The sequence below is a fragment of the Paenibacillus sp. RC334 genome (assembly GCF_030034735.1).
GTDB classification, from domain to species: Bacteria; Bacillota; Bacilli; order Paenibacillales; family Paenibacillaceae; genus Paenibacillus; species Paenibacillus terrae_A.
Genome location: NZ_CP125370.1, coordinates 2,586,062 through 2,603,994 on the forward strand (window position 1 = coordinate 2,586,062; position 17,933 = coordinate 2,603,994).

Annotated in this window: 15 protein-coding genes and 2 pseudogenes; 11 read left to right on the forward strand and 6 right to left on the reverse strand. The window is 47.2% G+C overall.

From position 1 onward, the window contains the following. The first annotated feature begins 5 nt into the window (after nt 1-5). Nucleotides 6-1,907, forward strand: a complete 1,902-nt coding sequence (locus tag QMK20_RS11925; RefSeq protein ID WP_283655877.1) for a serine hydrolase domain-containing protein — start codon at nt 6-8, stop codon at nt 1,905-1,907. A gap of 159 nt (nt 1,908-2,066) precedes the next feature. After that, nucleotides 2,067-5,102 (forward strand): chitinase N-terminal domain-containing protein, encoded by a 3,036-nt coding sequence (locus tag QMK20_RS11930; protein WP_283655878.1) that lies wholly within the window; start codon nt 2,067-2,069, stop codon nt 5,100-5,102. A gap of 134 nt (nt 5,103-5,236) precedes the next feature. Here QMK20_RS11930 and QMK20_RS11935 read toward each other — a convergent pair whose 3' ends face one another. Then, the gene (locus tag QMK20_RS11935; RefSeq protein WP_283655879.1) at nt 5,237-5,371 is read right to left on the reverse strand and encodes a hypothetical protein; all 135 of its coding nucleotides are present in this window, start codon (nt 5,369-5,371) and stop codon (nt 5,237-5,239) included. Between the two features lie 29 nt (nt 5,372-5,400). Continuing rightward, complete coding sequence (locus QMK20_RS11940) at nt 5,401-5,754, reverse strand: hypothetical protein (RefSeq protein WP_283655880.1); 354 nt, start codon at nt 5,752-5,754, stop codon at nt 5,401-5,403. A 275-nt stretch (nt 5,755-6,029) separates the two neighbouring features. Between QMK20_RS11940 and greA the strand changes: the two genes are divergently transcribed. After that, complete coding sequence (gene greA, locus QMK20_RS11945; protein WP_283655881.1) at nt 6,030-6,509, forward strand: transcription elongation factor GreA; 480 nt, start codon at nt 6,030-6,032, stop codon at nt 6,507-6,509. A gap of 146 nt (nt 6,510-6,655) precedes the next feature. Here the strand turns inward: greA and QMK20_RS11950 are convergent, their stop codons facing one another. Both QMK20_RS11950 and QMK20_RS11955 read right to left on the reverse strand, forming a co-directional pair. Next, nucleotides 6,656-7,195: a transcription repressor NadR gene (locus QMK20_RS11950; protein WP_283655882.1), complete on the reverse strand. Its 540-nt coding sequence runs from the start codon at nt 7,193-7,195 to the stop codon at nt 6,656-6,658. Beyond that, nucleotides 7,192-8,347: pseudogene (locus tag QMK20_RS11955) on the reverse strand (IscS subfamily cysteine desulfurase). Before QMK20_RS11955 ends, QMK20_RS11950 begins: the two are co-directional and overlap by 4 nt. Before the next feature lie 167 nt (nt 8,348-8,514). On the opposite strand from QMK20_RS11955, the gene nadA reads away from it, so the two are divergent. Continuing rightward, on the forward strand, nt 8,515-9,621 hold the full coding sequence (nadA, locus tag QMK20_RS11960) for a quinolinate synthase NadA (RefSeq protein ID WP_283655883.1): 1,107 nt from the start codon (nt 8,515-8,517) through the stop codon (nt 9,619-9,621). Nucleotides 9,622-9,630: 9 nt separating this feature from the next. On the opposite strand, the gene QMK20_RS11965 is transcribed toward nadA, so the two are convergent. Continuing rightward, complete coding sequence (locus QMK20_RS11965) at nt 9,631-10,989, reverse strand: PQQ-binding-like beta-propeller repeat protein (protein WP_283655884.1); 1,359 nt, start codon at nt 10,987-10,989, stop codon at nt 9,631-9,633. Nucleotides 10,990-11,214: 225 nt separating this feature from the next. Here QMK20_RS11965 and QMK20_RS11970 point away from each other — a divergent pair, with 225 nt between their 5' ends. From QMK20_RS11970 to QMK20_RS11995, 6 genes are all read left to right on the forward strand, one after another. Next, complete coding sequence (locus tag QMK20_RS11970) at nt 11,215-11,544, forward strand: hypothetical protein (RefSeq protein ID WP_252361770.1); 330 nt, start codon at nt 11,215-11,217, stop codon at nt 11,542-11,544. Next, the gene (gene yidC, locus QMK20_RS11975) at nt 11,510-12,343 is read left to right on the forward strand and encodes a membrane protein insertase YidC (protein ID WP_283655885.1); all 834 of its coding nucleotides are present in this window, start codon (nt 11,510-11,512) and stop codon (nt 12,341-12,343) included. Before QMK20_RS11970 ends, yidC begins: the two co-directional genes overlap by 35 nt. A 104-nt stretch (nt 12,344-12,447) precedes the next feature. After that, a complete protein-coding gene (locus tag QMK20_RS11980) occupies nt 12,448-12,912 on the forward strand; it encodes a GNAT family N-acetyltransferase (protein WP_283655886.1) in 465 nt (154 codons plus the stop codon). Nucleotides 12,913-13,067: 155 nt separating this feature from the next. Further along, nucleotides 13,068-13,721, forward strand: a complete 654-nt coding sequence (locus QMK20_RS11985; protein WP_283655887.1) for a phosphatase PAP2 family protein — start codon at nt 13,068-13,070, stop codon at nt 13,719-13,721. A gap of 177 nt (nt 13,722-13,898) precedes the next feature. Further along, complete coding sequence (locus QMK20_RS11990) at nt 13,899-14,609, forward strand: response regulator transcription factor (RefSeq protein ID WP_283655888.1); 711 nt, start codon at nt 13,899-13,901, stop codon at nt 14,607-14,609. Beyond that, nucleotides 14,606-15,958, forward strand: coding sequence for a sensor histidine kinase (locus tag QMK20_RS11995; protein WP_283655889.1), 1,353 nt, complete (start codon nt 14,606-14,608; stop codon nt 15,956-15,958). The genes QMK20_RS11990 and QMK20_RS11995 overlap by 4 nt, the downstream gene beginning before the upstream one ends. 106 nt (nt 15,959-16,064) lie before the next feature. Here the strand turns inward: QMK20_RS11995 and QMK20_RS12000 are convergent. Beyond that, nucleotides 16,065-16,539: pseudogene (locus QMK20_RS12000) on the reverse strand (C40 family peptidase). A 362-nt stretch (nt 16,540-16,901) separates the two neighbouring features. Here QMK20_RS12000 and QMK20_RS12005 point away from each other — a divergent pair. Beyond that, complete coding sequence (locus QMK20_RS12005; RefSeq protein ID WP_283655890.1) at nt 16,902-17,927, forward strand: glycosyltransferase; 1,026 nt, start codon at nt 16,902-16,904, stop codon at nt 17,925-17,927. Nucleotides 17,928-17,933 lie beyond the last annotated feature (6 nt).

Below are 17,933 nucleotides of genomic sequence, written 5' to 3' on the forward strand. Positions count from 1 at the left end.
TTCACATGAAGAATAGAGGCATTTGTTGCCTATCCGCATTCATTGCATCGTTGTTTCTCTGGAATCTGCTCATTGCTCCGGCAGGGGCAGCAGGCAACATAACGCCGAATTCATTGGAAAAAGCAGTGGATCACATCATGAACACAAAATTGGACAAATGGCATATTCCGGGGGCTGCCGTCGTCGTGACCCAGGGAGATCAAATACTTTTTAGCAAAGGGTATGGATATGCAGACCTGGAGAGAAAAACAGCCTTCGACCCGGCAAAGACCATTGTTCGTGTCGGCTCTCTAACCAAATCTTATAGTGCAAGCGCCGCTATGCAGATGGTCGAGCGAAACAAGCTTGATCTGAATGAAGACGTGAACAGCTATCTCTACAGCTATAAAGCTTCTCAATACCAGAATCAGCCTTTTAATCTGCATCAGCTTTTGACACATACCTCGGGATTGGACGAAGCGCTGTACGGCATTAACAGCTCGACCAAGGCAGGCTCATTGCCTACAGAGCAGTATCTCAGCACTTATTTTCAAAATCAGCCGCCCATTCGCGAGCCCGGAGTTCAGTTTGATTACAGTAATGTCGCCTACGGTCTGGTCGGTAATATTGTGGAGCAAGTAAGCGGTCAGGGACTGAATGATTACCTCCGTACACATCTGTTCCAGCCGATGGATATGCCTGGCGCGACACTAGATTTGCCGCTGAATAATCCGGCACTGGCTCAATCGTATCGGTGGAAACATGGAGCGTATTTGAAACAGCCTTTTTCGTATATTAATCTGCCGGGAGCAGGAGCGTTGAGCATCACACCCAACGAATTTTCACATTATCTAATCACTCATTTAAACGAAGGCAGATATGAGGGGAGGGCGGTACTCCAGCCCCAAACGGTAAAAGCCATGCATACACAGCAATTTGCAGCAGATCCACGCCTGGATGGTGTGGGCTACGGATTTTTCCGTGGCCAACTGGAGACAGGAGTACCCATGCTGTGGGCTACCGGGGAAATTGATGATTTTATTTCCGAAATGGTACTGATTCCGTCTCAAAAGATTGGTATTTTTGTGACCATCAATACGGCTGACACGGACACTCTGCTTCATGGAGAAGTCATAAATGCGATAGCCCAAATGCTGCCCGCAGAGCCGCAGGCCGATTCACAGTCACTGGCTCCTTCTGCTACCCAAGTGAAGCTTCCGCCAGAGATCGAGGGCGTATATCAGGTGAATGTGAACCCCGTTCATGGGTGGGGGAAATGGATTCGGATGCTGGGAAGCATTAAATACACCGTTCAGATTCAAGATGATCATACGCTAATTGTTAACGGTGTGTACCCGAATGAAAATGAAGCAACGAACAAAGTTTTTCAAGCAGCAGGCGATGGGCTGTTTGTGGAAAAGGGAGGGCAGCTTAAAATTTTGCTGTATCCGCAAAACGGTACATGGATGATGGTCGCTCCGGATAGCAAGACCATGAAGCAGACGGCACTTTGGCACCGTACCTGGACGCTGCTTGTCAACTATGCTGCTGCCTCCTTGTTTTTCATCACAACCCTGCTGATTTGGGTCGTAAGGTATGCAATAAGATCTATCCGCAAAGATAAAACCCACATTTCTTCAACCCTTGCATTCATCGCGTTACTGAATACGATTTTTCTCGGCGTACAGTTTATTTATGGAAATAGTCAGATTGTATATGGCTATCCAGCCTGGTATGTCTGGGGGATTTGTACGCTCCCAATGATTTCAGCGCTCATTGCTGTATGGGTATTGATCGTGAATGGTGCAAAGCTGATTACGGGGGAAAGGAGAGGTAGAGCCACAGGCAAAATCCTGTTTGCGGTGCTCACATTGCTGCATACTGTATATCTTTTTTATTGGAATTTTCTTCCTGTTCATTATTCGTAAACAATCAAAGCATTTTGCATGAATCCAAGAGCTAGTTTCCATATAGAGATGGAAACTAATTTACAAAACTTTGCATGTCCGAACATAAATGAATGCTAAAATTTATACTTGGTTCCCCATCAACCGGGGACGCAAACTAACAAACAGGAGGAATAAGAATTGGGAATCATTCGTCTTTTTGCATCCCGCAGCTTCAAATACGCAACTGCAATGGTGTTCACTTTGTCGTTGTACGCTGGTGCTGTGAGCAGCATACAACCGGCATCGGCAGAAGGTCCGGCTGATCCGGCCCCTTTTATCGCCGCCAAGGTGGTTAATGAAAACGCTGGCAAAAAAGTGTTGTTCGATAATACACACGGACAGACAGCCGGTGCGGCAGACTGGGTGATTGATGGCGGATTTTCAGACTTTGGCCAAGCCCTTGCAAGCAACGGCTATGATGTGCATGAGCTTCGCAAATCTACGCCCATTACTTACAATGATCTGAAGGATTATGATGTATTTGTGACGGCAGAGCCGAATATACCTTTCAAACAAAGCGAACAGGCTGTGATGGAGCAGTATGTCAAAGCAGGCAACAGCATTTTCTTCATTGGAGATCATTATAATGCGGACCGCAACAAGAACCGTTGGGACGGATCAGAGAGTATTAATGGTTACCGTCGCGGAGCATGGGAAGATCCTGCCAAGGGAATGAACGCGGAAGAAAGAAGCTCGGCGGCGATGCAGGGCGTAGTCAGCTCGGATTGGCTGGGTAGCCAGTTTGGTGTGCGTTTTCGCTACAATGCATTAGGCGATATTACCGCCAATCAGATTGTCGAGCCAGCGCAGGCGTTCGGCATTACAGCTGGGGTGAGCAATGTCGCAATGCATGCAGGATCAACACTGGCGATTATCGACCCGGCGAAAGCCAAGGGGATCGTATATCTCCCTAAAACCAATCAGGCTTGGGGCAACGCGGTAGATCAGGGCGTCTATAACGGAGGCGGCATACCAGAAGGACCCTATGCAGCCGTATCCAAAGTAGGACTCGGTAAAGCTGCCTTTCTGGGGGACTCATCTCCTGTTGAAGATGCGACGCCAAAATATCTGCGCGAAGAGACAGGAACCAAGAAGACGACGTATGACGGCTTTAAGGAGCAGGATGATGCCGTGTTGCTGGTTAATATCGTCGATTGGTTATCCAAGAAGGAGAACTACACCAGCCTGACGGATGTGAAAAGCTTGCAGCTTGATCAGCCGACAGCACTGCTGCCTTTTGAGGAGCCGCAGGCTTCGACGGAGCCACAAGCCGAGCCTTGGTCTGCTCCTGCAGCAGGTTACAAATGGTGGGATCAGCAAACTTTTAAAGCCGGAGCCTATGGCGGACCTACTGCCAGTGCGCAGCCTGCGTACAGCATCGTTCGTCAGGATCAGCTGCCGAATGCAGAGCCTTTTCAAATTCGAATTACTGCGGACCAACTGGCTCCGAATACCACGATTAGTGGATTCAGCACAGGCATTTATGTAGCGGGCGGCAATCAGGTTGCCCAGATTCAAAACCAGGATGGCACCTGGCCGACCTCGTACGGCTATAGCGGAGCATTCAGTCTGGAGTCCGACAGCAAGGGACATGCCTACAAAGACCTCACCGTACGGATTAAGCCGGGAACCAGCGGTTCGGCCAGTCTTAGGCTGAGACAAAACGGCAGCAACCTGTTGACCCAATCGGTCGTGCTGGCAGATGTTCCGGCCCAGCCGTTGCCCGAGGAAGGGAATACTGTTCCGGCTCGTATCCGTGTTGCAGAAGCACGGAGCCTCCCGGCTGGCAAAGTGGTTACACTGGCAGGTACGGTGACGACCGAGCCGGGTGCATATGGCGGTCAAGCCTTTTATATGCAGGATGAAAGCGGCGGTATTTATGTATATCAAAACCAAAGCGGTTTTCACCAAGGCGATCAGGTGAAGATTACGGCAACCTTGGCGCTGTATAACAGCGAGCTGGAGCTGACCGATCCGGTGGCTATTGAAAAAACAGGAGAAGGACAGCTTCCGGAAGCTCTACAGATCACCGAACTAAGCGATGCTAACCAAGGGCAGTTGGTCGAGCTTCCACAGGCCATCATTCGTAATGTAGCAGACGCGACTCCCATCGGTTCGTTTGAATTTGATGCGGTGTCCGGCGAAGTAAGCCACCATGTGCGTGTGGATGCACGTACAGGCGTAACACGGACCTCTTTTCCATATCAAGAAGGACAGCAAGTGAGGATTAAGGGAATTTCAGCGATTTTCAAAGGGAATTACCAGTTAAAGCCTCGTGGTCTTGCTGATTTTACAGCTCAGGCAGGGGCGGCATTGCAAGAAGTGAAGCTTTCGCTGGATCAAACAACCCTTAATGTTGGGGATACAGCAGTAACACATCTCAGTGGTACGCTCACAGATGGCAGCAAAGCGGATTTAAGTCATGCTTCCGTTCAGTATGCCAGCAGTCATGAGTCTGTTACCCTCGATACGTATGGACAAATTAAGGCAGAAAAAGAGGGGAGCGCCGAAATTACGGCCAGCGTAACCCTGGACGGTAAAACCGTCGTATCCAATCCAGTAACCGTTACAGTCCGGAAAGCTGCTGCAGGCGAAGTGCCGGGCAAACCTGTATTGTCCCATGATAACGGGCAGAATACCGGATTGAAGGACGGCGATTATAATATCACTATGAATCTATGGTGGGGTACGAACGGTGATGAACTCAAGCTGTATGAAAACGGCGAGCTGATCGGGACTCAACCGTTGAAATCCGCCTCCCCCGGGGCACAGAAAGCAGTCATCCCGGTAACGGGCAAGGCAAATGGCACTTATACGTACAACGCCGAGCTGATCAACGCTTCCGGTAAAACGGTTAGTGATCCGTTAACCGTCGAAGTGACCGATGCTTCGCCCGGCATTCCGGTGCTGTCTCACAACAACTGGGATGGTGACGGCAATTACACCGTTGCTGTGAACATGTGGTGGGGCACGAATGCGACCCAATACAATTTATATGAAAATGGCGAGCTGATCGACACGCAAGAGCTGCCGAACCAAACGCCGCAGGCTCAAAGTGCAGTCACAGATATCCAAGGCCGCAAATCGGGCACTTATGAGTATCGGGCCGAGCTGGTCAATGCCTCAGGAGAAACTTTTGGCAAAACGATAATCGTCGAAGTGAAGGACCGTTAAATCGTAAGAGCATCTATGGACTTTACAGAGTCAATAGATGCTCTTTTTTATTTATTCATGCTGTTGCTCTTATGTCTGACCATCGCTTCTCATATTGATTACAAAAAAGCCCCCGGAAACGGGGACCTGCCCATTTAAGATTGGGTTGGTTGAGCCGAGAGATTCTCTATATTGGTGGAGCCAAAGAAGAATAAAACAATCAGAATTGTAATAATAACAAACTCTGCAAAATGCTCTCCATCAAACTCACTTGGCGCAAGCTCACTCACCACAAAAAACCCCTTTCGTAATCGGCATATTACTTTTGCATTTTCTTTTGAAAGGCTTGTATCACTTGATCCAGCGTCATATTCCCGTTATCATTTAAAAATTTCACCATGTTATCAACGTTGGAAGGGTCTGCTGCTAATGTTTTGTATTTTCCCGTTAATCCCACAAGCAGCGTTGCTTGTCTGTATAAAGTAACGGAATCGACATGTAGCTTTCCTGTTAATAACAGGGCTGCTACGATGACCTCCACATTTTTTCCATGCAGGGCGGAGAAGATAGCCGAGTTACTATTTAACCCATTTTTCTTTTGTCCGTTGGGGTTAGGGGATGATTTGGATTTTTGATTGCGATTTTGGTTTCCATTCTTTCCTAAGGAAGTCATTGAATCTTCCTCCCGCCATATGTTGTCCTTGCCATTGCGGGCAAGGACAACGGAACTGCACGTGCTCATTCAAAATGCCGTTATATTCATATGATATGCGAACCAGAGAGCGTTGGTTACTGTAAGAATAACCCTGTCTGGGTAAACCCGATTCCTATCACCCTGTAATTTCTTTTCGCATGTTGGCTCAATATAGAGTAAACTACAATAAAGAAAGCCAAATGCGTTGGTAATCGAATGATGCAAAATGCTGAAATAGGAGTTGTAGATAAAATATGTCGAATGAAGAAGTTTTGTTGACTAAAGAGGGATTGGCCAAGCTGGAGGATGAGCTTAAGGAACTAAAGACCGTAAAACGCAAGGAACTCGCCGAACGGCTTAAGCTGGCTATCAGCTACGGCGATTTGAAAGAAAATAGTGAGTATCACTCAGCCAAGGACGACCAAGCGTTTATGGAAACCCGGATTCTCATATTGGAGAAGATGCTGACCAAAGCTCGGGTCGTGGATGAGAGCAGTTTGGATCTTAGAACCGTTAGTATCGGATCCACAGTCATTCTGAATGACATCGAATTTTCTGAGAAGATGGAGTACAAAATTGTAAGTCCTGCTGAGGCAGACGTGCTGGATAATAAAATTTCCTATGAAAGCCCTCTGGGAAAGGAACTTTTAGGTAAAGAAGTAGGCAGTATCGTTCATGTAAATGCACCCATGGCTGTCATCAAATACGAACTGCTCGAAATTAAGCTGACGTAATTCATTCCCGATTCCCTTTTATGAGGGGGCCGGGACTTTTACTTTTTAATGAGCACATTTTTAAGCCTATAGCCGTCCCACCGGAGCGCAGGGTGCGCTCCACATGCGAGACAGGGGTTACATAGTATCTGCTATAACACTGCAAGCTAGTCCGTCATTAGAAAACCGGCGTTCTCCAATGCGGCACAGGCTTCATTTATTTTAGCTTCATCAGGGGCATGCAAGGTATGAAGGTGAATACCTCCGGTCAGCTGGGACAGATAAGTCGCTTGGGTGGAGCTGATTTTGCGGATAAAATCGTCCACTTCCTTGCGGGTTCCGACCCGAATCGGAGCAGTCAGATCACCGTATACGGGATGCTCCACAATAACATCCTGTACACTTACGCCATAGTCGACGATCAGCTTTAGTTCTTCTTCTGTCTGTTCAGGTCGGTGCTTGCACACGATAATACGTGAGGCTGGGGGAGCGGCCTCACCCGCAGGCTCCATATAAATATATCCTTGGCTCGTCGCAAGAATAGGCTCTTGGCTAGCTTTTAACAGGGAAATATCCTGTACGATTACTTGTCTGGAGACGGAAGCCCTGCGTGCCAGCTCGCTCCCGGTCAGCGGGGACTCGCTCTTAAGCCACAGCAGTAGCTGTTCACGGCGTTCCGTGCCCATCCGTTTTAAAGGTTCAGTCAACGGGATAAGCTCCTTTCTTGTCTGCTTGTCAGGTCTGTTAAAATATCCACCAATACATCCAGATCCCCGGTGGTTGTTGCTTTCCCGAAGGAAATACGGATAAATTGCAATGCTTCACGATCGGATGCTCCAAGCGCCTTGAGAGCAGGCGAGGGCTCGTGATGTCCGGCAGAACAGGCGCTTCCGGTGGATATACAGACACCGCTACGGTTACATTCCAGCATAACATATTGTCCCTCATAACCGTGAAAAAAACATCCCAGTATATGACTGAGTCTCTCAATCTTATTGTTTTCCTGAGCGGCCCAAACGCAATGGAATTGATCTTTCCTGAATTTTGGTGAAAAAATACTGTCTCAGCGCGGCATATCGTTCCTGATGCAGCTCCATTTGTTCTGTCATCATTTCCGCTGCCGCAACAAACGCAGCAATCCCGGGAACATTAACCGTTCCGGGACGAAATCCGTTTTCATGCAGTGTATCAGGGTACACGGGACGCCACGGGGTTCCCGGTTTGAGATATACAGCACCGACACCTTTCGGACCATACACTTTATGGCTTGATACGGAGAGGGCATCCACCCCCATGGCTGCTACATCAATGGGAATGTTGCCAAAGGTTTGCACCGCATCGCTATGCAGCAGAATCCCTCGTTCGCGTAGCAGGGGAGACAAGGCAGCAAGATCCTGAATAAGCCCGGTTTCCGAGTTGGCGTGCTGTACGGATACAAGCCCGGTGTTTTCTCTGAGATGAGGTAAGAGAATATCACGGGTGATTCGTCCTGCCTTGTCCGGCTGTACAATGGTCAGCTCATAGCCCTGCCGCTCCAGCAAAGCAGCCAGATTGTACATCGAATGGTGCTCCAGAGCGCTCATGATCCAGTGCTTTTTATGCTGTGGCAGGCCGTTCAGGATGGACTGTACAGCCAGCATGTTAGACTCCGTTCCCCCTGTTGTAAAATAAACTCCTTCCTTTTGGCCTCCAGTCATGTCTGCGATCCGTTGTCTGCTTAAATCCAGTGCATAAGCCGCTTGACCGCCTGCATCATGGAGGCTGCTGGCATTTCCGAACATTTCCTTATTTAATGTGTTATACATATTCAAAGCTTCGTCACACATCGGTGTAGAAGCGGCGTAGTCCAGATAAATCATGGCGAATCTCCCCCTGCTAAAAATAATTCCATCCAAAAAGCCTTGAGATTATTGTAGGCATGTGTAAATATAAGTGTCAAGACACTTGTAAACATATATGAACACACAACGCTTGTCTGTTACTGGGAAGACGGGCAGACAGCCGCAGAGATAATGGAGGGATTCAAATGTCTATGCTTGACGTTTTACAAGGAAATCGTGGACTCATGCCAGAGTACTACAAGACACTGGCGATTGCTGATATGGAGCAGCGTGTTGCCCAACTAAAGCAAAAATGGGGGCAAAAGCTGCTAATTCCGGGCCATCACTATCAGAAGGATGAGGTTATTCAGTTTGCAGATATGACAGGGGATTCCCTTCAGCTTGCCCAAATGGCGGCACAAAATCAGGAAGCAGAATTTATTGTGTTTTGTGGAGTACATTTTATGGCAGAAACAGCGGATATGCTGACTACGGATCGGCAAACGGTCGTGCTGCCGGATATGCGCGCAGGATGCTCGATGGCAGATATGGCCAATATGGAGCAGACAGAGCGGGCCTGGAAGCATTTGCAGGAGATGGTGGGCGACACGATCATCCCACTGACCTATGTGAATTCCACGGCAGAAATTAAAGCTTTTGTGGGGAGACATGGCGGGGCTACGGTGACCTCTTCGAATGCCAAGCAAGTGCTGGACTGGGCGCTGAAGCAGAAGGAACGCATTTTGTTTTTGCCGGATCAGCACCTGGGCCGCAACACAGCTTATGATCTTGGAGTTCCGCTGAATGAAATGGCGGTGTGGAATCCAATGACCGATCAACTGGAGACGGACCGTGACCCGGCAGAAGTAAAAATTATTTTATGGAAAGGGCATTGCTCTGTTCATGAAAAATTTACAGTCGAAAATATCCATCGTATCCGTGAGCGTGACGAGAGCATCCGGGTCATCGTTCACCCCGAATGCTCCTATGAGGTTGTTCAGCTTGCAGATTGCGCAGGCTCCACGAAATTCATCATCGACACGATCCATGCGGCAGAGCCGGGGACAAAATGGGCCGTTGGCACGGAAATGAATCTCGTGCAGCGTATCCGGCAGCAGTACCCCGAACAGCAAATTGAATCGCTCAATCCCGATATGTGTCCCTGCCTGACGATGAACCGGATTGATCTTCCCCATCTGCTGTGGGCGATGGAGCAGATTGACCGTGGAGAGCCTGTGGGTGTGATTCGTGTTAACGATCAGATTAGGCAGGATGCTGTGCTGGCCCTGAACCGTATGCTTGCTATTCGTTAAGGTTTGAAATTATTTTAAAGAAGCAGGGAGCTTGACAGCATGCAGACGGTTGCCGCTTTGAATAAATATCATTCCGCCGGATTTGAGCGTTGGACCGAAGGAGCGTGATCCAATGTTGACGGTAAACACGGGTTTCAAGGTCATCAGGTCATAACCATGAAACACGCCATCTGATTGTCCAACATAGACCCCTTTGCCGAATACGTCAGCCTGAATGGTTGGATTATCACCGTAATCATAATGGATGAATTGCCCGGAAGCCAGCTTCATGGCAATCAGTCCGCCCGTACTAAAATCCTGGTAGAACATGCGACCTTCATGAATGGACCATAAAGGAACAAGCTGCTCATAGCCATTTTGCGACCACTTGCGAGCAGGTTTGCTGTCTGGCTTGTAGTTCCAGAAGTCATAGGAAGCCAGTGCCTTTCCCTGAAAAACATAAAGGTCTTTGCCGTCCAGAAAAGCAGAGCCATAAATGCCCCCGGATCGGAAGATACCGTCTTTATTCTCAGGGTCAGTCCAGCGGTATTGACGCTCTCCTTTGGATTCTCCTGTCTTGAGATTATACTGTGCTATCGTAATCTTTCTGTTTACCGGGTCGTCATCAATCATAAACGTGTTGACAACAGAGTAGACGACCCCGTCTTTAACGGTTAGTGGAAAGGATGTTCTGAAGCTTTCCCAAAGCTTTTTGCCAGTTTTAGCGTCATATGCATTGATCTGTTCATAGGTTAGGCTGCCCTGTACGTTATAATTGCGGATAAGGACACCATTAGTTTCCATTAGCTCGTTCAGACCGTGGTACGAGTCCTTATCCTCACTGATTTTCCATTTGAGCTTGCCGCTGGCAGCATCAACGGCAGCCGTTTGCTCCGACTGTGTAATGTATACTGTAGAGTCGATTCTATAAATATGATCTGCCTTAGTAAATCCTAACGAAGTGGTCCATGCTTTCTTGCCTGATTCTGTAACGGCATAGATGGAGCCACTTTGTGTCATTCCGTAGATGGAGCCGTTGCTATAAATCAAAACAGGGGTAAGCTGATCGCCATATTGCCACAATTTCCGGCCCGAAGTACCTTCAAGGGCAACTAGTCTGTGGTTAGAATCCACTGCGAATACCTTACCGTTTTCCGCAACCGCAACCGCCTGTTCCGAAACCTGATTTCTATCGATTGGGATAACGGGAAAAGACCAGGAAGGTTTAATCACAGGCGCTTGGATTGGAGAACTATAAGCCCCGTTGCTCATAGAGACTGTCGATTGCTCTGCATTTGCTGTTAAGGCAAAACCACCGCCAGTCAAAGGCAGCCCGATGCTGACTATCGCCAATCCTGTTAGCAATGAGCTATGTACCGTTTTTTTCATACATGCTTGCTCCTTTAATAGTTAATTGGTGAGTAAGGCTTTTGGTAAACTTCTCTTTGATTAGACTGTAAAAAAACCAAAAGTTTCATAATCCATTTCATTTCAGTTTTTTTCGAGTAAGAGGGATGCTTCAATTCAGTAGTACGCCAACCCGTTGAACCTCTTTCTAATGTAATAGTCGCTTGCCTAGTTTCGTGCTATAATCGTAGCAACGAATCGAAGGAGGTGAATCCCTTGTTTGAGCTTCAGGACCTGCTCCCCTACTTATTTACGATCGGCTTGCTGTGTACGGTAACCTACGCATATCTCGCTCATTTGCACGGCAATGTGCCCGAGTGCTGGATAGAAGGCGGGGCCGTGCGGTCGCATGCTTCTCCGCTGATGCCGTTAACTGCCCGCGGGCAGGACATGCCTGTCCGGCTGGCACGTCATATCCGGCGGAAGGAAGCGCCGGATGAAGACGCGTCAGATTGTTCTCCCTCGTTGAACGATGGCACAGCCAATCAACGAGGAGGAACATATGAAACGATTCAAGGGATTCACCTTTTGGGGTAAAAAAGAACGGATATTCGGAATTATGGTAGCGCTGGCGGTGGTTATGCTACTTTCCGGCTGCGGCGCGAATGCTGCGGAGATTAATGCACAGACACCCGGATTTTTTAATCATTATGTGGTGTTCCCGTTATCCTGGCTCATTCAGCAACTAGCGCAATGGTTTGGCGGAAGCTTTGGACTGGCGATCATGTCATTGACGTTAATCGTCCGTCTGGCGTTACTACCTCTTATGATGCGCCAAACACGTGCTCAACAGGGGATGAAGCGCAAAATGAGCGCTATGCAGCCCGACTTAGACCGAATTAAGAAGAAGTACGAAAATAAGAAGGATGCTGCCAGCCAGCAGAGTATGCAGCAGGAGATGATGTCACTTTACAAAGAGCATCAATTTAATCCGCTGAATATCGGCTGTCTGCCTATTCTCATTCAGCTACCCATATTGAGCGGTATGTACACAGCCATCCGGCTTACCCCGGAATTGGCGTCTCATTCGTTCCTATGGTTCCGACTCGGGCAGCCGGACTGGATTTTGGCAATCTTCGTCGCAGTCGTTTACTTGGCACAGGCCAAGCTATCCCAGCTTCAAATGACGGCTGACCAGCGCAAGCAGTTTGCGATCATGGGATATCTTTCGCCCATTATGGTGGCTGTTTTTTCTTTTAATGCGCCTGCTGCCATGCCGTTATACTGGACGGTAAGTGGTACCTTTTTGCTGCTCCAGTCGCTATGGTTCCGTAGACGCTATCCAACGGAGGAAGCAGAGGATAAGGTTAAGCTTGGAGAAGTTACGCCAACCTAAAATAACAGGATGCCATTCGAGCCGTTATAAGGCTTGAGAGGCATCCTTTTTTCTATGCTTATGTGGACAATTCGCTTGCGTTATTTTAGTCATTATGAAGGAGTTTGCAAAAATCCAATAAGCCAGCAGGATTTATCGAGTATGCGCCGGGTGAACAGGCATGGAGAGCCGTTCATGCGGACGGATATTTTGTGATTCATTGTGTATGGATTGGCATAACGGGTTTGGGGCTAGGCTCGCAGCTCATTCGACGTTGTATCGAGGATGCCGTCACGTTGGGTAAAAAGGGAGTCGCTGTGGTTACCAACATGGATACATCGTGGGCGCCCGGTCCCGACATTTTTCTGAAAAATGGATTTCAGCATGTGGAAGACGCACCTTATTCTTTTCAGTTGTATGTATACAAGCTTAATAGGGACCACTCTGATCTTTATTTTCCAAATAACTGGGTACAGCGGCTGGTGCGCTTTAGTGAAGGCTTGACCATCTTGCGAACTCATCAATGCCCCTATTTGGAGATTACCACGCAAAACGTAATTGAAGCGGCTGAGAAGGCAGGCATACTGTAACGGAGAGTTGATTTCATATCACAGGCTGACTCCGCATTCTTTTGCCAAAAAGCTGAGCATGCTTTACGCTAAAAGCTAATTCTTTTAGTGAAATTATAAAAGAAATGTGGGTAAAGTAAAGACACGAAACGAACCTCATGGAGGACCAACAAGACATGAAACAAACACCAACAAAGCTACCCATCTCCTTAGCCCTGCTTACATGTGTAGTATGTGCGCTCGGTTTCGGTTTAATCGCATTATGGGTTAGCGACCATCAAGTACAGCATTTTGACCAGAAAATTATTGCGAATATTCAACAGTTGGAGTCGCCTTCCATGACCCGTCTAATGAAATTTTTCACTATGATCGGCAGCGGAATTCCGGTTGTGATTATTATTTTAATCGCCATGTTTGTGCTGCACAGAGTATTGGGACATCGCAGAGAACTGCTATTTTTGGCGATTGCTGTGCTGGGATCAGCGCTGCTGAATACGGTTTTAAAATGGCTATTTCAGCGTGCGAGACCCGAAATTAACCGTATTATTGAAGCGAATGGATACAGCTTTCCGAGCGGACATTCCATGACCGCTTTTAGTATGTATGCGGCGTTGACGTTTTTAGTGTGGAAACATGTTCCTTCCAGGCCAGGCCGTATCCTTCTGATTGTGCTCAGTAGCCTGCTGATTATAGCGATAGGGACAAGCCGCATTTATTTGGGCGTGCACTATCCGAGCGACGTTGTGGGTGGCTATTTTATGAGTGGCTGCTGGATGGCGGCCTGTATTTGGTTTTATCAGCGTATATTAGCCAGTTCATTGACCCAGTGAAATAAAACATAGTCTACATTAATTAACATGAATAAATTTCTCCTTAACATCAAAAAATTGAATTACAAAGTTATTTTATAGAGCGACTGCACGGATAAGAGCTTAAAATCAAATAAAAAAATGCATGTCTTCTCCATAACTCAATTTGTTTTTCTATAGAAATCAGGTGGTTTTGCGGTGAAAAAATCGGTACTGGTCATTGATGATGAAGAGAAAATATCCAGATTACTCCAATTGGAGTTATCCCACGAAGGATATGCAGTTGAAATTGCTCAAACGGGTAAAGAAGGATTAGAAAAAGCTTTGGCACACACATGGAATATCATCATTTTGGATGTGATGCTGCCGGAAATCAACGGGGTCGAGGTGCTAAAGCAGATTCGAAAAGTGGACAAGCATACGCCCGTAATTATGGTCACTGCACGTAACGCAACTACGGATAAGGTTTCTGGTCTGGATGAAGGTGCAAATGATTACATTACGAAGCCTTTTGAAATCGAGGAATTATTAGCACGGATGCGGGCCAGTATGAGACATCAATTGGAGTCCAAAGCTACCTCTTCACAAGAAGAGGACAAGCCGCCGTATCTTCAGGTCGATAGCTTGATGCTGGAACCCAAGACACGTTCTGTGGTGCGAGAAGGAAAGCGAATCGAACTGACGCCCAAAGAATTTGATCTGCTTCATTACCTCATGGAGCACAAAAATCAAGTATTGCAGCGAGATCAAATGATTCAGGACGTATGGGGGTTTGATTTTGTCGGCGATACGAATGTAGTCGATGTGTATATCCGATATGTTCGTAAAAAAATCGACCATGGCTACAAAAAAAAGCTGATTAAAACCGTGCGTGGCGTAGGGTATTGCATCAGGGAGGAAGACCATTGAAGCTGCGGACCAAAATTACTCTGCTCAGCTCGGTTCTGGTGATGACCATTCTCCTGTTTGTGGACGTCACCGTTCATCTGTTATTTGTCAAAATCGCCACTCGCAATGAAAGAGAAGTGCTGCAAAATAAGTGGACTGAAATCATTGCCGAAACCGGTTCCGCGATGATTCTGAAAAATGCATGGGGACCCGAGTTGAAAGATGAGCTTTCAGGAGACACAATCCTGAGGGTTTTTGACCAGCAATCCCGTCTTCTGTATGAAGTAAGTCGTCAGTCCCGCTTTAAGCTGGGCGATATACGTTTTAACCCTTCTCAAAGCTCACAGCTGACAGATGTACAGGGTCATAAAATTTTAGTAATTCATCTCCCAGTGCTTTCACCGGAAGGCAATCAGGAGGGAACGCTGGAGATCGTAGAAAAATGGGATGCGCTTGAAAATAATCTCGATATTTTAGATACGATTTTGGTCACCTCAACTACAGGCGCTATGCTGCTTAGTCTGGTAGGCAGCACGATTTTAGCGAATGCGATATTGCTACCGATTTCGAGCAGTATACAGACAATGCAGGAAATTGAAAGAAGCCTTAAATTCAAAAAAATCCCGGCTCGCACTCACAATCAAGATGAATTGTCTCAAATGACCGCGACCTTTAATCGAATGATGGACAGATTGGAAGAGAGCTTTCAAAGCCAGCAACAATTCGTCTCAGATGCTTCGCATGAGCTGAATACGACATTAATGATCATTGAGGGCTATGCTAACATGCTGCGGCGGTGGGGCACGCGTGACGAGGACATCTATAAGGAATCCATTGAATCCATCTATGAAGAAACTCAGCGCATGCGAACGATGACACAGCAATTACTGACTTTGGCTTCCTCACAGCAAAAAGAACCCGAGCCGTATGAACGGATAGAGCTGATCGGTTGCTGTCAACAGGTAATAGCGCATTTCAAGCCTGTACATGATCGTCAAATAACTATTTTTACAGATGAAAAAGAAATCTGGCTTGATGCCAACCTTGCAAAAATCAACCAGCTACTAGTTATCTTGCTTGATAATGCTTTAAAGTATAGCTCGGCTCCAATCGAAATATTGCTGTCTACAGATGAAAAGGATGTGTACATCCGGGTCAAGGATTATGGAATCGGGATACCAGTGGGCGAGGTCAAGCGAGTCTTTGAACGATTTTATCGGGTAGACAGCTCTCGACATCGTAAAACCGGAGGAACCGGGCTTGGGCTGCCGATTGCCAAGGCTATTACAGACATCCATCAGGGGACAATAGGTATGGAAAGCGTGGAAGGAGAAGGAACGGAGGTGACCGTCACACTGCCTCGAATATAACAGGAAGGGCTGTCCATCCAGTAGACATATCTACTCGCGGAACAGCCCTTATTTGTTGATATTTTGTAAGGGATTACAGATGATTGAGAATGCATCTACATTTGTCCTAGAGGACACGACGTGCTGTAGTGTAATGGGAATTCCACCAGCCTGAATTAAGGTCCGTAATCGTTACGCCGCCTTTACCGAATGTGTGTAAAATTTTGCCGTCCCCCATATAAATCGCTACATGGTGAATTGGCGCATAGAAAAAGACCAGATCGCCTTTTTTGCAGCTGACTACGTGGTACAAAAGTGCCGACGGTCGATTGCTGTCTGGAAGAGCGCGGCAGATTGATAGCGTTTTGTCCAAAAACATATTGAGTAAATGAAGAGCAATCAAAAGAGCTTGTGTTCCCTGCTGGTGCTCCATGCTGATAGCGTACACCCATAAACTGTGAACCAGTGGAAATAATCTGATCAGCTTTGCTCACAGAAGCGGCATGTGTGGTGTCAGGTCCAACAACGAAACTCCCGGCGCCGAATGCCAAAGTCATCGTAAAGCAAATGCCCATCCATAGTTTTTTTGAAGTGTGTGTCATATAACATTCCTCCATTATTTCGTATTTTGTATCTTGCTGTGATGTCTTGAGATGACAATAACACAAATAAAATATCCTGAATTTACCACTCAAGGTTACAGTCCTGTAACCTCAATGCTTTTCCCCCTATTATTAGAAAACGATGAGAATTTTCACCTTAATTTTGGATTGACAAAATATGCAGTTCCTCCTTATCACTGGGTACCTATGACAAAAAATGACCTAAAGATGATTCGCACAAGCAATCACGAAAAATATACATACATATATACTACAGTTTATAACTTGTACGGGAGTAAGCTAAGGTTCCCGTTCATACCGTGAAGATCACACCGTATTTCTGTTCAGGAAGGGGAATTCATATGGCTTCAAAGCAGATTAAAATGCCCAAAGGCCGACCTCTAACCATTGTTCAGATCATCTCCAACTATCCCAATGCACAGCCGGTACCCTCCATCAAGGGTGGAACGGAAAAGGTCGTGTATGAATTAACGGAGGAACTGGTAAGACGAGGACATCATGTATCTTTGTTTGCCGCCCGCGGCAGCAGGAGCAGTGCAAGGCTGATTGCTTATCCCAAGGGATTAAAGCACGAGCAGATCCATCAGTACGTCCTTCAGCACATGCCTACTGGCACACAAATCATTCACGATCATACCTTTCGCTCTGCTCTGGGACGCAGGCAACTGCCTTGTCCATCGGTATGCACAGTTCATCTTCCCGTGAAGAGACACGGTAAAAACCCGGTATTTGTCAGTAAACGGGCACGCCAGCTTATGGGCGGGGGCAAAGGATTTTATGTCTATAATGGTATCAACACACATGAATACGAGTTCAGCAGCGAGAAGCGCGGCTATTTGCTGTTCATGGGCAGGATTATACGTAATAAAGGCGTATTGCAAGCTATTCAGGTTGCAGAACGAACAGGAAAAAGACTGCTCATTGCCGGCCCTATCAAAGCTCCGGTATTTTTTCGTCAGGAGATTCAGAAACGAATTCAGCGTAATCCCAATATCCGCTATGTGGGAGCCGTGGGAGGCAAACAAAAGCAGGAATTGCTCAAATACGCGGAATGTCTGTTGTTTCCGACCTTGTGGGAAGAGCCATTCGGACTTGTGATGGTGGAGGCGATGGCTTCTGGAACACCCGTACTGGCTCTGAAAAATGGCTCGGTTCCCGAGGTGCTCTCAGGCTTTCCACAGCTTATTTGCAAGTCGATTGAGCAAATGGCGCGAAAGGTGCAGCAAAAAAACTACCCACCACCAGCCAAGCTTCGCCTGTATGTGACGCAAAGATTTACCAACAAACAGATGACCGATAAATATGAGAATCTATACCGTGAAATTATCCGCCGACAGGCAGAGGGGAAAAGGGCATCGAAAGCCTGAGCCTAG